Source organism: Kitasatospora sp. NPDC001660 (genome assembly GCF_053596725.1).
The window spans coordinates 38,128-51,529 of sequence record NZ_JBSFGU010000024.1 but is presented as its reverse complement, the minus strand read 5'-3'; the positions used below and the strand labels follow the sequence as shown (position 1 = coordinate 51,529).

Annotated in this window: 13 protein-coding genes; 7 read left to right on the top strand and 6 right to left on the bottom strand. The window is 75.0% G+C overall.

Translation table 11 applies throughout. The annotated features are described in order from the left end of the window. Window positions 1-75: 75 nt before the first annotated feature. Complete coding sequence (locus tag ACWCXH_RS24330; protein WP_449803579.1) at window positions 76-1,305, bottom strand: FAD-dependent monooxygenase; 1,230 nt, start codon at window positions 1,303-1,305, stop codon at window positions 76-78. A gap of 821 nt (window positions 1,306-2,126) precedes the next feature. On the opposite strand from ACWCXH_RS24330, the gene ACWCXH_RS24325 reads away from it, so the two are divergent. Next, on the top strand, window positions 2,127-2,738 hold the full coding sequence (locus ACWCXH_RS24325) for a hypothetical protein (protein ID WP_449803578.1): 612 nt from the start codon (window positions 2,127-2,129) through the stop codon (window positions 2,736-2,738). 368 nt (window positions 2,739-3,106) lie between these two features. Beyond that, on the top strand, window positions 3,107-3,601 hold the full coding sequence (locus ACWCXH_RS24320) for a hypothetical protein (RefSeq protein WP_449803577.1): 495 nt from the start codon (window positions 3,107-3,109) through the stop codon (window positions 3,599-3,601). 157 nt (window positions 3,602-3,758) lie between these two features. Here ACWCXH_RS24320 and ACWCXH_RS24315 read toward each other — a convergent pair whose 3' ends face one another. Next, on the bottom strand, window positions 3,759-4,604 hold the full coding sequence (locus ACWCXH_RS24315; RefSeq protein ID WP_449803576.1) for a BPL-N domain-containing protein: 846 nt from the start codon (window positions 4,602-4,604) through the stop codon (window positions 3,759-3,761). A gap of 212 nt (window positions 4,605-4,816) precedes the next feature. Here ACWCXH_RS24315 and ACWCXH_RS24310 point away from each other — a divergent pair, with 212 nt between their 5' ends. Continuing rightward, complete coding sequence (locus tag ACWCXH_RS24310) at window positions 4,817-4,990, top strand: hypothetical protein (RefSeq protein ID WP_449803575.1); 174 nt, start codon at window positions 4,817-4,819, stop codon at window positions 4,988-4,990. A 24-nt stretch (window positions 4,991-5,014) separates the two neighbouring features. On the opposite strand, the gene lanL is transcribed toward ACWCXH_RS24310, so the two are convergent. Together lanL and ACWCXH_RS24300 are read right to left on the bottom strand one after the other, a co-directional pair. Beyond that, window positions 5,015-7,633 (bottom strand): class IV lanthionine synthetase LanL, encoded by a 2,619-nt coding sequence (gene lanL / locus ACWCXH_RS24305; RefSeq protein WP_449803574.1) that lies wholly within the window; start codon window positions 7,631-7,633, stop codon window positions 5,015-5,017. Window positions 7,634-7,721: 88 nt separating this feature from the next. Next, the gene (locus ACWCXH_RS24300; RefSeq protein WP_449803573.1) at window positions 7,722-7,889 is read right to left on the bottom strand and encodes an SflA family class IV lanthipeptide; all 168 of its coding nucleotides are present in this window, start codon (window positions 7,887-7,889) and stop codon (window positions 7,722-7,724) included. A gap of 152 nt (window positions 7,890-8,041) precedes the next feature. On the opposite strand from ACWCXH_RS24300, the gene ACWCXH_RS24295 reads away from it, so the two are divergent. Next, a complete protein-coding gene (locus ACWCXH_RS24295; protein WP_449803572.1) occupies window positions 8,042-8,776 on the top strand; it encodes an alpha/beta hydrolase family protein in 735 nt (244 codons plus the stop codon). A gap of 29 nt (window positions 8,777-8,805) precedes the next feature. Here ACWCXH_RS24295 and ACWCXH_RS24290 read toward each other — a convergent pair whose 3' ends face one another. Continuing rightward, the gene (locus tag ACWCXH_RS24290) at window positions 8,806-9,609 is read right to left on the bottom strand and encodes an NAD(P)-dependent oxidoreductase (protein ID WP_449803571.1); all 804 of its coding nucleotides are present in this window, start codon (window positions 9,607-9,609) and stop codon (window positions 8,806-8,808) included. A 65-nt stretch (window positions 9,610-9,674) separates the two neighbouring features. Between ACWCXH_RS24290 and ACWCXH_RS24285 the strand changes: the two genes are divergently transcribed. Further along, window positions 9,675-10,565, top strand: coding sequence for a LysR family transcriptional regulator (locus ACWCXH_RS24285; RefSeq protein ID WP_449803570.1), 891 nt, complete (start codon window positions 9,675-9,677; stop codon window positions 10,563-10,565). A gap of 154 nt (window positions 10,566-10,719) precedes the next feature. Continuing rightward, entirely contained in the window at window positions 10,720-11,190 is a 471-nt protein-coding gene (locus ACWCXH_RS24280; protein ID WP_449803569.1) for a carboxymuconolactone decarboxylase family protein, read from the top strand. Between the two features lie 901 nt (window positions 11,191-12,091). Here the strand turns inward: ACWCXH_RS24280 and ACWCXH_RS24275 are convergent. Continuing rightward, window positions 12,092-12,538: an XRE family transcriptional regulator gene (locus tag ACWCXH_RS24275; protein ID WP_449803568.1), complete on the bottom strand. Its 447-nt coding sequence runs from the start codon at window positions 12,536-12,538 to the stop codon at window positions 12,092-12,094. A gap of 198 nt (window positions 12,539-12,736) precedes the next feature. Between ACWCXH_RS24275 and ACWCXH_RS24270 the strand changes: the two genes are divergently transcribed. Continuing rightward, a complete protein-coding gene (locus ACWCXH_RS24270) occupies window positions 12,737-13,318 on the top strand; it encodes a hypothetical protein (protein WP_449803567.1) in 582 nt (193 codons plus the stop codon). The last annotated feature ends 84 nt before the right edge of the window (window positions 13,319-13,402 follow it).

Below are 13,402 nucleotides of genomic sequence, written 5' to 3'. Positions count from 1 at the left end.
GCGGACGGCAACACCCGCAGGACGGCTGACGGGCGGTGGCCCGTGCGGTGGCCCGTGTGCCCGGCTGCCGGGCCGTCAGGCGGCGGCGAGGGCGTAGTCGGGCAGGTCGATGTCGCCGGCCTTGGCGAACTGGGCGGCCAGGATGGTGCGCATCGGCCAGCGGCCCATCATCCGCATGGAGGCGGCGCGCAGGCGGATCATCGTCGCGCTGTTGGGGGCGTAGCCGTTCACGCCGCCGGGCGGCAGCTCCTGGGAGCGGGTGACGTACGGGCGCATCAGCTCCTCGTAGCGGGCGAACGCCGCACGGTGGCCGGTGCCGGCGGCGCGGGCGGCGGCGAGTTCACCGGCCAGCAGGTAGGCGCCGACCAGGGCGAGGCTGGTGCCCAGGCCCGTCAGCGGGCTGGGGCAGTAGCCGGCGTCGCCGACGAGCGCGACGCGGCCGCGGGTGTAGTGGTCGAGGTGGATCTGGCCGTAGGAGTCGAAGAAGAAGTCGTCGGCCCGGGCCATTCCGGCGAGCAGCCGGTCCACCTCCCAGCCGGCGCCCGCGAACCGCTCGGCGAGCAGCCGCTGCTGGGCGGCGGTGTCGCGGCGCTCGAGGGCGAGCGGCGCGGAGCGGAAGCTGAGCGAGGCCTTGATCTCGCCGGGCAGCCGCCCCGGTCGGGCGCCGGCGACCAGGCCGCCGGGCGCGTTGTACATCAGGAACCAGCCGTCCAGGTCGATTTCGTCCCTGACGGTGAACCAGGCGTTGTAGCCGCCGAGCGGCCGGTAGTGCCCGTCCCCGGCGCCGAAGGCGAGGCGGCGCACCGTCGAGTGCAGCCCGTCCGCGCCGACGACCAGGGCGAAGCGGCGCGGCGCCGCCTTCTCGAAGGTGACGGTGACGCCGTTCGCGTCCTCGGCCAGGGCGGTGACGGTGTCGTCGAAGAGGTACTCGACCTCGTGGGCGGTGGTGCGGTACAGCAGGTCGGCGAGGTCGCCGCGCAGGATCTCGATCTCGGAGACGATGCCCTCGCCCTCGAACAGCTCGACGGGTATCCGCGCGGTCAGCCGCCCCCTGCGGTCGACCAGTGCGAGCCCGCGTTGGTCGACGCAGAGCGCGCGGGCCCGCTCCATCAGCCCCATCCGCTCGATGACGGTGCGGCCGGCGCCGCGCAGGTCCACGGTCTGCCCGCCCGGGCGCGGGGCGGGGGCGCGCTCGACGACGAGGGGGTTGAAGCCGCCTTGGCGCAGCCAGTGGGCGAGGACGGGGCCGGCGATGCCGGCGCCGGAGATGAGGATGTCGGTGTCGTTCGCTGCGTTCGTCTCCATGCCCCGAATGTACGGCGTACGCAATGCGCTCAACAAGCTTTAACTGGGAGGTTTTTGGCAACAGCGCACTAGTGCACTAGGGCGCTCGGAGGGCACCCCGGGGCGGTGCGCGGGGCGGCCGCCCAGGCGGGGCGGGGCGGGAGGTGCACTAGTGCGGGGCGCCGGGGCCGGGAAAAAGCTCGGGGCGCGCTTCGTGCCCGTCCCCCACCCCTTCGCCGTCATGACGTCCGCCCGGGCCGCTCGCGTGAGCGGGGCGCCCGGACTACGGGCCCGCCAGGCCGTGCGCTGAGCCGCTCGGGCGGCCGCCCGAGCGGTGCGGTCGCGCACCCGGACGGCGGGCGTCCGGCCGCGGCGTCCCGGGGCGGGCGCGCGGCGCCGTCATCGGGACCCCGGCTTCGTCCTCGACGGCCTGCCGGGCTTCGAGCGCCGCCGCCGGGCTTTCACCTGTGCCCGCACTCTCGGCAGGCGGGGGTGCCCCCGGCTTCTTCCCCGCCTCGGCCGCCCCGTCGTCGGGTGCCGGGGGAGGGGCTCTCCCCCCGGGGGGGCGACTCGCCTCATCGCCGGGGGGGGGAGGTGTCCTTGCAGCCAAAGGAGTGAACAAACATCAGATAATCTCCTTTAAGCACCCAACTCCGTCAATCTTCTTGTTTTTCAGGTGACTTGATGTTCCCGAGGGGCGGTGTGCGGCCGTTCCGGATACCCCGTTCGGGTTCACCGGGGTCAGCCCTTCGATCCGTCCGGAATGACAGTCATGTGGGCGGTTAGTACGTTCAATCTCGCGTCGGCTGCCAAAGCCGATCCACAGAGAACAGGAGAACTCCATGAAGATGACCCGCTCCACCGCGGTTGCCGCGTCGGCCGTCGCGGCCCTGGCCGTCACCGGTATCACCTACGTCGCGTCGGCCTCCGGGCCGGCGGCCCAGGCGGTCCCGGTGGCGCAGGCGGCCCCGGTCGTTCAGCAGGCGGCTCCGGTCGTCCAGCAGGCGGCTCCGGCCGTCACGCAGGCGGTCGCTCCCGCCGACGGCGGCGCCGTCAAGGGCAATGAGGGCCGCGGCTTTCGTCGGGAACGGGAAGAGGAGGGCCGGATCCACATCAACGAGCGGACCTACTCGGCCCACTCGGGCGGCTGCATCACTGTGGTCAGCGGCCTGGGCGCCAAGAGCCTGAACATCCACAACGACAGCCACAGCACCGTCGAGGTCTTCCGCGGGGCGGTCTGCGACAACGGCGCTCCCGTCGCCACCGTCGGCCCGCACAGCTCCAGCGACGGTGTGAAGGTGCACCACAGCGAGGGCATCGAGGTCGAGGACGGCGTGGTGGCCAGCTTCCGGGTGGAGAAGCGCCACCACCACGGCGGTGAGGAGCACGGCCGTGGCGGCGAGGAGCACGGCGGCGAGAACAACCGCGGTGGCGGAAACGGCATCAACCGCTGAGCCGTCTGCTTCACGTGGGAACCCCGGTCCGCCCCAATCGGGCCGGGGCTCCAGACGGCATCGCATCCCCCGGAGGCGAATCACACCATCACGCGGCAGTTCCGGGCACCCCCCCCGCTGCCGAAAGGGTGAGAAAGAGCCAGATGACCTCACCCTCCAAAAAAATGTGGCCGATTATCTGTCAATAAGTTCTTTGACGATTTGACGCCCTGCATCATCCGATCCCCCCGGGGGGCGTGGCTGCTCTTGGCAGCCCGTCCCCCCTCAACGTCAGTCCTCCGATGTGCCCCGAACGACAGTCGGGATCGTCAGTACGTTCGATCACGGGCCGGCTGCCGAAGTCGATCTCAGAAAGCAGGAGAACTTGCATGAAGATGACCCCCTCCACCGCGATGGCCGCGTCGGCCGTCGCGGCCCTGGCCGTCACCGGCATCACCTACGCCGTGTCGGCCTCCGGGCCGCAGGCCAAGGCGGTCCCGGTCGTCCAGCGCGCGGACGCTCCCGTTCAGGCGCCCGGCGACGGCGGTCTCACCAGGGGCAACGAGGGTCGGGAGTTCTTCGAGGAGGGTCGGATCCACATCAACGAGCGGACGTACTCCGCCCACCCGGGTGGCTGCGTCACCGTGATCAGCGGCCTGGGTGCCAAAACCCTGAACATCCGCAACGAGAGCCACCGGACCATCGAGGTCTTCCGCGGGGCGGTCTGCGACAACGGCGCCCCCATCGCCACCGTCGGGCCCCACAGCTCCAGCGACGGCGTGAAGGTGGAGCCCACCGAAGGCATCTGGGTCGAGCACGGCGTGGTGGGCAGCTTCCGGGTGGCCGAGCAGCACCACGAGGGCCATTCGATGACGGGGAGGTAGCCCGGATCGCCGACGTGCTCCCGCTCGACGACGTCCGCGCACGAGCCGTGGGCCCTCCGCGGACGCCGTGCCGGGAACCGGGCGCGCAGTCAGGTCCCCGGACGGGTTCGTCCCGGTGGGCCGGGCGCCGGCGCCGCGGGGGCGCTGAGGACGCTGCTCACGGCGTGCCGGTCCGCGGCGTGTCCATCGCGGTGTGCAGCAGGTCGTCGCCCAGGCTCAGACCGCTGCGGGAGACGTCGGGCAGGTGGTAGCTGTGGTACCAGTCGGCGGGGGCCTCGGGGTGGGGGCCGCTGACGGCGACGCGGCCGGTGCCGTAGGCGGCGACGGCGGCGGCGATGCGGTCGTTGGTGTAGCGGGCCAGGACGTCGGTGCCGGGGCCGTCGACGTCGAAGTAGGGGCCGTCCTGGAAGTACATCGGCTGCTTCTGCCCGCGCCAGGTGACGTCGACGAGATGGTCCTGCTCGTCGGTGACGGTCGCGCCGACGGTCCTGATGTACTCGCCGGAGTCGCCCGGCAGGAGGTCGTAGCCCGGGTCGCCGGCGAGGTAGCCGCCCATGCAGAGGCCCAGGTAGCGGCCGCCGCCGCGCACGAAGTCGCGGATCAGCTCGGGGCGGAAGCCGGGGGTGCGGCGCAGCAGGTCCCACGCGGTGGCGACCTCCTGGCCGTTGGTGCCGCCCGGCTGGACGTACAGGGCGGCGTCGGCCAGTGCGGCGGGGCCGAAGCGCAGTTCCTCGTCGGGGCCGATGAAGCTGACGGTGAAGCCGTTGCGCTCCAGCAGGTCCTGCGCGGCCTCGGGACAGCCGTCGCAGGCGGCGGGGCCGCGGTAGACGACGGCCAGGGGCCGGGCCGGGCCGGCGTCCGCCGCGGCGGCGGCCTGCGCGGCGGCGGCGCCCGCGGAGCGGTCCCCGGGCTGCGGCGCGCCGCAGCCGGCGGCCGCCGCCAGCAGCGCGACGGCCAGGCCCAGCACCGCCGCGGCCCGGACGGTGCGGCGCCCGCGCGTCATCGGTCTTCCCCCAACGCTCTTTCCCCACGGTCGTCTTGGGCCCCGGCGGTCCGGCGGCCCGTCGGTGCGGCGTGCAGCGACGACGCTAAGGGGTCATCGGTGCCGGTGTACAACCGGGCCCGGGGCGGCGCTGTCGTCTCCCGGTTCGGATACGAAGGTCGGAAGGGGCGGCGACGGGCCCGGAGAGCGTGCCGGGTGCCGGGTGGAGGATCGTGGACGCCAAGGGGCGGAACTACGCGTACGACTCGGAGGAGGAGGCGCTCGGCGAGCTGGACGGGCACGGGCAGGGCGCCTCGATCCGGCGGCGTGGGGTGTACCGGGTGACGTTCTTCGTCACCCGTTCGGTGAAGGGGCGGGAGCGGGTGTACCCGAAGCCGTCGGATTGACGGCCGGTCGGATCGTCCGGTTGGTCAGATCGTCGGCAGGAGCGCCGGGCGGGGGGCGGTGCGGTGGTGCAGGCGGCGCAGGAAGGTCAGCACGCCCGGGGTGCCGACGGCCCAGGCGGGGGACTCGGTGACCAGGGCGGTGCCGGGGAAGACCGGGCGGTGGGGCGGGCCGCCGGCGCGGGACAGGAGCAGGGCGGCGATGTGCCCGGCGGCGTCCCAGTGCCGTTTCTCGCCGGTGGCCAGCGCCAGGTCGACGAACAGTTCGCCGACCCCGGCCAGGCCGCAGCACTGGACCACCTGGCCCATCCGCGGTGCCAGCGCCCGGCACGCCTGGGCCGCGTCGGCGGCCAGGTCCACGTACGCGTCCTCGCCCAGGCGCAGGCCCGCCTGGAGCAGGACCGTGCCGATGCCCGCCAGGCCGCGGCACCACGAGCCGTAGCGGCGGGTGGCGCCGGGCCGGGCGGCGTCGGCGACCAGGCGCGGGAGGTCGGCGGCCAGGCCCTCGACGATGCCGCGTCCGGCTGATCGGGCGGTGTCGCCCGGGGACGCCCCGTCGGGCAGGGCGAGGAGCAGGTGGGCGAGGCCGGCGCGGCCGTGGGCGAAGCCCTCGGCGAGGGCGGCGGTGCCGGGGTTGGGCTCCTCCTCCAGGTCCTGGGGCGGGCCGTCGGTCAGGCGGCGGGCGCACGCGGCGGCCGCCGCGTGGTGGTGCCGGGCGCGGTCGTGGCGGGTCAGACCGGCCAGCAGCAGGTGGGCGGTGCCGAGGCCGGCCGCGCCGGAGACCTGGTCAGTGGGGCCGGAGCCCGGCGGGGCGGTGGGGGCCGCGGGCCCGGGGGTGTCCAGCCGGTCGGCGGCGTGGGCGAGGAAGAGGTCGACTCCGGCGCGCCCGTCGTACAGGCCGGGGCCGAGCCGGTCGAGCGCCGGGTGCGCGGCCGTCCAGCGGGCGAGGGCGGCGGCGGCCTCGCGGGCGTCGGGGCGCTCGTCGGCGTGCTGGAGCAGTTCGAGGCCGAGGCCGGCGCCGCCGTCGTAGAGCGAGAGCAGCGTGCGCGGCCGGCGTCCGTCGGGGCGGGCGGCGAGCAGGTCGTGGGCCATGCGCACACAGGTGTCGACGGTGTGGGCGATGGTCTCGCCGAGCCGGCCCGGGCCCGAGGCGGGGGCGGCGGGGCGTGTGGGGGCGGTGGGGCGTGTGGGGGCGGTGGGGCGTGCGGGGGCGGGGGCGCCGGTGCCCTTGATGCCGCCGGCGGCCGGGCGCGCGATGCTTCGGGCCGTCGGGCTCCGGCCCTCCCGCAGGGCCGCGGCCGCCGCCGTGCGCTCGTCGGCGTCGAAGTCCAGCAGGCCCGACACCGCCGCGAGGGCCGGGTGGTCCGGGCCGGGCAGGGCGGCGGCCAGGCAGGCGAGAGTGCGGTCGCGGCAGGCGGTGGGGTCGGAGCCGACCGCCACCGGGTCGAGGCCGGTGAGCGCGTAGTGCAGCGTGGTGCCCAGCGCGTAGTAGTCGTCGGCGGGTTGGGGGTGCGAGGCACCGGGCAGGCCGTAGCCCGGGGTCGCGCCGGCGGGGCGCTCGCCGTCGAGGGCGCTGACCCCGAAGTCCACCAGCGACCACGTCCCCGCCGGCGACATGACGACGTTCGCGGGCTTCAGGTCGCACACGACGACGCCGCGCGCGTGCACCGCGTCCAGCACCCGCAGCAGCGCCCGGGCCGCCGCCCGCCAGTTCCGACCGTCCGACTCCGCGGCCGCGTAGGGACCGTGGGCGAGGACGTCGCGGCGCAGGTCGCGCGGCCCGCAGGCGCTCGTGACCAGGTACTCGTCCGCGCCGTGGCGGAAGTAGTCGACCAGCTGCGCCACCCCCGCCACGCCCGCCAGCGCCGCCAGCACCCGCCGCTCGTGCCGCAGCCGTCCGCGCGCGTCGACGCCGTCGGTGTCCTCGGCGACGAAGGCCCGCGCCTGCTTGACCACCACCTCGCGCCCGGTGGCGAGTTCGACGCCCCGGTAGACGTGGCCGCCGGGCGAGCGGGTGATCCCGGCGGTGATCCGGTAGCGGCCCCCGCCCACGCGCGTGTCCCGGCGGGCGGGGGAGGGGGCGGCGAACGGGTCCTCGGCCCAAGGGGGCTGGAGGTAGGACGGCTGCGCGAGGCCCGGGAACGTCCGCCCGTCCGGGCCGGTCATGAGCGGCACGTCCCGGTCGTCCCGGTCGTCCCGGTCGGACGGGGCGCGGAACGGGCCGTAGCGGTAGTACACGGGCGAGCCCGGGCGCAGCTGCCGGTCGCTGACCACCCGCGGACCGTCCCACCCGGCCAGTGCGCTCGCCAACTCCTCGCCGAGCACGACGGCTTCACCCTCGCGCGGATACACCGTGACGGCCTTGCCGACGGCCGCGGCCCCGTGCGCACCGGAGTTCATCTCGCCCAGCAGGGACCGACTGGCGGCGAACTTCGCGTCGCACGTGCGGCGCAGCAGCACCGGCACCACCAGGTCCAGCAGGAGCGGGAGGCGGGACGGGCGGGCGGAGACGTGCAGCTTCCAGCCGTGGGCGAGCGCGGGCATCTCGGGGTCGTGCAGGTACAGCCACCGGTCGTCGGCGTGCAGGCGGCGCCGCCCGCCGCCGCCCGGCGCCTGCGCGACGAGGCGCGCGAGGTGCTCCTGCACGGGCCCGTTCCTCCCGGGACGCCGGGCGGGTGAGCGCCCCCGTACCCGGAGTACGGCGCTCACCCGCTGGTCAACTGGACCGTGAAGGTCAGGAGTCGCCGCCGCAGGGGAACCTTGTCGGGACCCAGGTGACGAACGGGTCGGCGAGACAGGCCGCCGGGGCGAGATCGGCGTCGAACTCGTCCTCGAACGCGATCCCCTCCTCATCGATGTCCAGCAGACCGGCGTCACGGATCTCCAATATGCTTGCAGCCATGGGTAGTTCCTCCCATCCACGCGGCAGGTGCGGCATGTTCATCGTACTAACCGTCGTGGCTCCGTCCCAGGGGTGTGACGGCACCTTTTGTACGGCTGGGGGAGTAGCGTTGGCCCCGTCGTGACGTTGGTCTATGTGGGTGAGGGAAACGGATGCAAAAGCGTGAGGTCGTGCGCTACGGGAGCGCGCCGAGCCACTTCGTCGAGCTGTGGGACGCGGACCCGCAGGGCCCGCCCGCCCGGGGCCTGGCGGTGACCGTGCACGGCGGCTGGTGGCGCGACCGCCACGACCTCCACCTGATGGACGCCCTCGCCGCCGACCTCGCCGGCCGCGGCTGGTGCGTCGCCAACGTCGAGTACCGCCGCACCGGCGGCGACGGCGGGGGCTGGCCGCACTCGCTCACCGACACCCTCGACGCGATCGCCGCCGCCCACGCCGTCCGCCCCGCCATCTCCGACCTCCCGTCGATCGCGGTCGGGCACTCCGCGGGCGGGCAGCTCGCCCTGCTGACGGCCGCCGCCGGGCTCGTCAACGCCGCGGTGGCGCTCGCGCCGATCACCGACCTGCCGCGCTGCGCGGCCGAGAGCCTGGGGGAGGGGGCCACCCCGCTGTTCGTCGGCACCCCCTACGAGGACGACCCGGCCCCCTACCGCAACGCCTCCCCGCTCCACCGCCTCCCCCTCGGCCGCCCCCACCTGATCATCCACGGCGACCAGGACGAGCGCGTCCCCGTCACCCACAGCCGCGCCTACGTCGAGGCCGCGAGGGCGGCGGGCGATCCGGTGACGTACGTGGAACACGCGGGAACGGACCACTTCCAGGTGGTGGATCCGGGGCACGGGAGCTGGGCGGCCGCGGTCGGGTGGCTGGAGAACCGGGCGGGGTAGGGGCCGCCGCCCCGCCCGCAGCCGAGGCGTCAGCCCCGGCGGATCGCCGCCACCGCCCGGGACAGGTCCTCGTCCGCGATGTCCGGGTGCGACAGCAGCACCTCGCGCGCCGCCGTCAGCACCCGGCCACCGCCGGCCAGGGCCAGGTCCTTGGCGGCCAGGCGCACCGGGAAGTCCGACTCCCGGCTGCGGGCGCGGGCCACCACCCCCGCGAGCGGGCCGCCCCCCAGCGCGCCCAGCGCCAGCTCCTCCGGCAGGCCGAACGCGTCCGCCACCGCCAGCGCCTCGCCGAGCGCCGTCACCCCGGCCACGACCGCGCCCATCACCACGACCTTCAGCGCCGCACCCGCGCCCGGGCCCCCGCAGCGCAGCACGCGCCCGAAGTGATCCAGCACCGGCTGCGCCCGGTCGAGGTCGCCGGGCTCCCCGCCCGCGTAGATGGTCAGGTCGCCGCTCGCGGCCGGGCCGACACTGCCCAGCACCGGGGCGTCCACCAGGGCCGTCCCCTCCGGCAGCCGCTCGCGCAGGGCGGCCACCGTGTCCGGCCCGACCGACGACATGTCGATCCACAGTGCCCCCGGCGCCAGGTGCCCCAGGAACCGTCCGGCCACCTCCTCGACCGCCGCCGGGTCCGCGAGCATGGTGACGACGACGTCCGCGCCCTCGACCGCCTGCGCCGGGGTCGCGGCGCGGGGCAGGTCCCCGGCGCGTTCGGGGCTGCGGTTCCAGACGGTCAACGGCAGCCCGGCGGCGGCCAGTCGACGGGCCATCGGCAGGCCCATCCGGCCCAGCCCGAGGAAAGCGATCCTGTTCGAGGAGTCCTTGGCGTTCATGGCCACCACGCTAGGCAGCCCCGAGCCAGGCGACAAACGAATGTCTCGCATGGTACCCATGCCCGATGGACATGGCTTGGCTCGACGTCTTCCGCACCGCCGCCCGCCTCGGCTCCTTCACCGCCGCCGGCGAGCACCTCGGCTTCACCCAGTCCGCGATCTCCCGTCAGATCTCCACCCTCGAAGCCGAACTCGGCGCCCCGCTGTTCGACCGCCTCGCCCGCGGCGTGCGCCTGACCGAGCACGGCCGCGCCCTCCTCCCGCACGCCGAGGCCCTCCTGGAGCGCCTCGACTCCACCCGCCGCGAACTCACCGCCCTCACCGAACTCGGTGCCGGCCGCCTGCGCCTGGGTGCCTTCGACAGCGCCAACGCCGCCCTCGTGCCCACCGCCCTCGCCGCCTTCCGCGCCGCCCACCCCGACGTGGCGGTCTCGCTCACCGAGGGCCTCTGCGCCGACCTGCTCGCCCGCCTCGCGGACGGCGGCGTCGACCTCGCCGTCGTCGCCTCCTACCCCGAACACCCCTACGACCATGAACAGTTCGACCTCCAGCCGCTCGTCGAGGACCCCGTCCTGGTCGCCCTGCCCCGCGACCACCGCCTCGCCCGGCGCCGCCGCCTGCGCCTGGCCGAACTCGCCGACGAGCCCTGGATCGCCGCAAACCGCACCATCGAGACGACCCTGCTGGCCGCCTGCGTGCGCGAGGGCCTGCGCCCGCGCGTCGAGTACGCCGTCGCCGGCTGGACCGCCAAGCTCGGCCTCGTCGCCGCCGGGCTCGGCCCCGCCCTCATCCCGTCGCTCGCCGCCCGTGCCGCCCGCCCCGACATCGCCCTCGTCGCCCTCCACCCCGACGACACCCCGGTGCGGCAGGTCTTCACGGCCGTCCGCCGCGGCCACCGCCCGCCCCCGGCCGCCGCCGCCTTCCTCGGCCACCTGCGCGAGGCGGCGTGCGCGTAGCGGGCGCGACGCGGGTGCGGCACGGGTGTGACGCGGGTCACGTGAGGTTGTGGGGCCGGCCTGTCACACCGGCGCCGCGAGGGCGGTCGAGGTAGTGAGAGCGACAGTGAGCGCGAACGCGAGGACAGCGAGCGCGGAACCGAAGGAGCCCGACATGGAAGCCCGTTTCAACTACTACGGCACCGCCACCGGCGCGAAGTTCGCCAAGTTCATCAACTCGGCCGGCGCGGCGCTCAAGGGCGCGGGCCTGCCCTACACCACCACCCAGCTGGTGCTGCTGCGGGCCAGCCAGATCAACGGCTGCGGCATGTGCACCGACATGCACTACAAGGACGCCGTGCACGCCGGCGACCGGCCCGAGCGCCTGAACCTGGTGGCGGCCTGGCGCGAGGCGACGGTCTTCACCGACGCCGAGCGCGCAGCCCTCGAACTGGCCGAGGAGGGCACGCGCATCGCCGACGCGGCGGGCGGCGTCAGCGACGGGGTGTGGGAGAACGCCGCCAAGCACTACGACGACGAGCAGCTCGCCGCGCTGGTGTCGACGATCGCCCTGATCAACGCCTACAACCGGATGAACGTCATCTGCCGCACCCCGGCGGGGAACTACCAGCCCGGCCAGTGGTGAGCGGCCCCGCCTCCCGCCCGGGGCGGGAGGCGGGGAGGCTGCCCGCTCATGTCCACCCCCACCTCCACCGATGACAACGAGCAGCTGGTCCGGCCCACCCCCCCCGCCCTGCTCGACAGGCCCGTTCGGAGGTGGTGTGGAACGGTGGGACGCAGGGGGCGGCCCTTTAGGAGAGGAGCGGTGTCATGTCGTCGAAGCGGCGTCGCAAGAAGAAGGCGCGGGCCAGGCGCGGGGCCAATCACGGCCGCCGGCCCCAGTGCTGAGAAACCGGTGACGACCACCCCGCCGCGACCGCCTTGGCCGCGGCGGGGCACCACGTGGTACGCGCGCGGCAGGTCCGGGTTCCACGCGCCGCCGAAGCGCAGCGCGCCGGCACCGTACGGCACCGCGTCCGGGCGGCCCGAACCCGTTCGGCGGCATCCGGCGGGCCCTCCTGCCGGGCCGCGACGGCCCGCCCGGGAACACCCCGCCGCGGTGGTGGTACGCGAGCGCGTGGGCCCGTGAACGTCCCCGGCCCCTGAACGCCCCGGCTGCGTGCGGGGTGCCCGGGCTGGGCAGGGCGCCGGTACCCGCTCCAGCGCGGCGGCCGGCGCGGCCGCCTGCGCGGTCGCGGCGACCTGGGCGGCGAGCGGAGGGAAGGGGCGGGCGGCGGCGGTGAGCCACCGCGGGGTGCGCGGGTCGAGGTGGTGGCGCACCCGGCCGCGCCGCTGCGCCCGGACGCCCTCCGCAGGACGGTCCGTGTCCCCGCCTTCCGGAGCCGTCCGGACGTCCTCCCGACCCGTCCCTGCGTCCTGTTGAGTCGTCCGGAAGGCTCCCGCAGTTCTCCGGGAGCCGTCACGGAGCCGTCACGGAGTCATCGCGGGGCCGTCCGGAAGGAACCGGGAGGCCCGTCAGGAACGCGTCACGAGGACGCCGGGCGGCGGGCGGAGTCCCGGCGGGCGATGACGTCGATCAGCTCGCTGACCGTGTCCAGGCCCTCGGGCGAGAGGCTGATCGCCCGCAGCGCGAGGCTGCGCACGCCCGCGTCGCGCAGCGCGCCGAGCAGGGCGAGCTCCTTGGCGATCTCGGCGCCCTGCCGCTCGTCGAAGAAGTAGGCGGGCGGCACCTGGAAGAACCGTGCGAGCGCCTCCAAATGACGCTTGGTCGGGTTGTCCCGGCGCCCGGTGCGCAGCTGCCACAGGTAGGTGGTGGAGAAGGACTCCCCGGTCGCCTCGCGGCAGGCCCGGGCCACCTCCTCGTTGGTGTACTGCTCGCGGTCCGGCCGGCGGACCGTCTGGAACAGCGCCTCGATCTTGGCCGCGAGCCCGGACGTGTCGACCGGCCCGTCCTCGCGGGGCGACTCTGCCATGACAACCCCTCTCCCGCCCGTGACCTCCGCGCCTCAGCCTGGGTGAACGGAGGAGACCCTGAGCGATCACCATAGCTCAACGGAATGAGCCCGAGTGGATGCGGTACGCCAACTCTTCCACGCCAGTTGACCGGTGGAGTGGCGGGTGCCATCCTGGCCGCCCTGGCCGCGAGCTCCGGGGGGTCTGTGGAAGACGCCGTGAACAACGCCGTGAACAAGGCCGTGCATGCGACCGCCGCCGCGCATCACCACACCGTGCGCCTCGGCTTCCTGTGGCGGGGAGCGGGCTGGGCGCTCGGCAGCCTCACCAGCCTGCTGCTGGCCGTCGTCCTCGGCGAGAGCGGCGCCGTCGACCGCCTGGGCGCCGGCCCGTCACTGCTGCTCGTGATCGCCGCGGGCGCAGCCGTCGCACTGCCCGCCCCGCGCACCTTCCGGCTGCGCGCCGACGACCGGGGGCTCACCCTCTCCCGCATGCTGCTGCGCCGCCGCTACCGCTGGCAGGACGTCACCGGCCTGGAGATGGACTTCGGCGAGGACTCCGAGACCGGCAGCCCCCGCCTCGCGCTGCGCCTGCGCCTGACCACCACCCGCCCCGCCGGCTGCGGACCGGCCCTCGGCACCCTCCCCACCACCGGCGACCGCCGCCCGCGCGGCACCGAACCCCCCGAACTCGCCGACCTGTTCACCCTCCTCGACCGACACGGCGTGCGCCCCGACGCCCCCGACTACGCCGCCCTCGTCCTCGCCGCCCACGGCCGGCCCCCACTGCGGCGCCGGTGAACCGAACGGCCGGCCACACCCGCAGGCGCGCCACACCGGGGTGTGACGCAGGTCACTGGAAAAGGGTGACATGGCGTTGTCGCG

Coding starts and splice junctions, on each gene's coding strand:
- ACWCXH_RS24320 (WP_449803577.1), top strand. CDS start 3,107: ATGAAGATGACCCCCTCCACCGCGATGGCCGCGTCGGCCGTCGCGGCC.
- ACWCXH_RS24330 (WP_449803579.1), bottom strand. CDS start 1,305: ATGGAGACGAACGCAGCGAACGACACCGACATCCTCATCTCCGGCGCC.
- ACWCXH_RS24325 (WP_449803578.1), top strand. CDS start 2,127: ATGAAGATGACCCGCTCCACCGCGGTTGCCGCGTCGGCCGTCGCGGCC.
- ACWCXH_RS24280 (WP_449803569.1), top strand. CDS start 10,720: ATGGAAGCCCGTTTCAACTACTACGGCACCGCCACCGGCGCGAAGTTC.
- ACWCXH_RS24300 (WP_449803573.1), bottom strand. CDS start 7,889: ATGGCTGCAAGCATATTGGAGATCCGTGACGCCGGTCTGCTGGACATC.
- ACWCXH_RS24290 (WP_449803571.1), bottom strand. CDS start 9,609: ATGAACGCCAAGGACTCCTCGAACAGGATCGCTTTCCTCGGGCTGGGC.
- ACWCXH_RS24295 (WP_449803572.1), top strand. CDS start 8,042: ATGCAAAAGCGTGAGGTCGTGCGCTACGGGAGCGCGCCGAGCCACTTC.
- ACWCXH_RS24285 (WP_449803570.1), top strand. CDS start 9,675: ATGGACATGGCTTGGCTCGACGTCTTCCGCACCGCCGCCCGCCTCGGC.
- ACWCXH_RS24275 (WP_449803568.1), bottom strand. CDS start 12,538: ATGGCAGAGTCGCCCCGCGAGGACGGGCCGGTCGACACGTCCGGGCTC.
- ACWCXH_RS24315 (WP_449803576.1), bottom strand. CDS start 4,604: ATGACGCGCGGGCGCCGCACCGTCCGGGCCGCGGCGGTGCTGGGCCTG.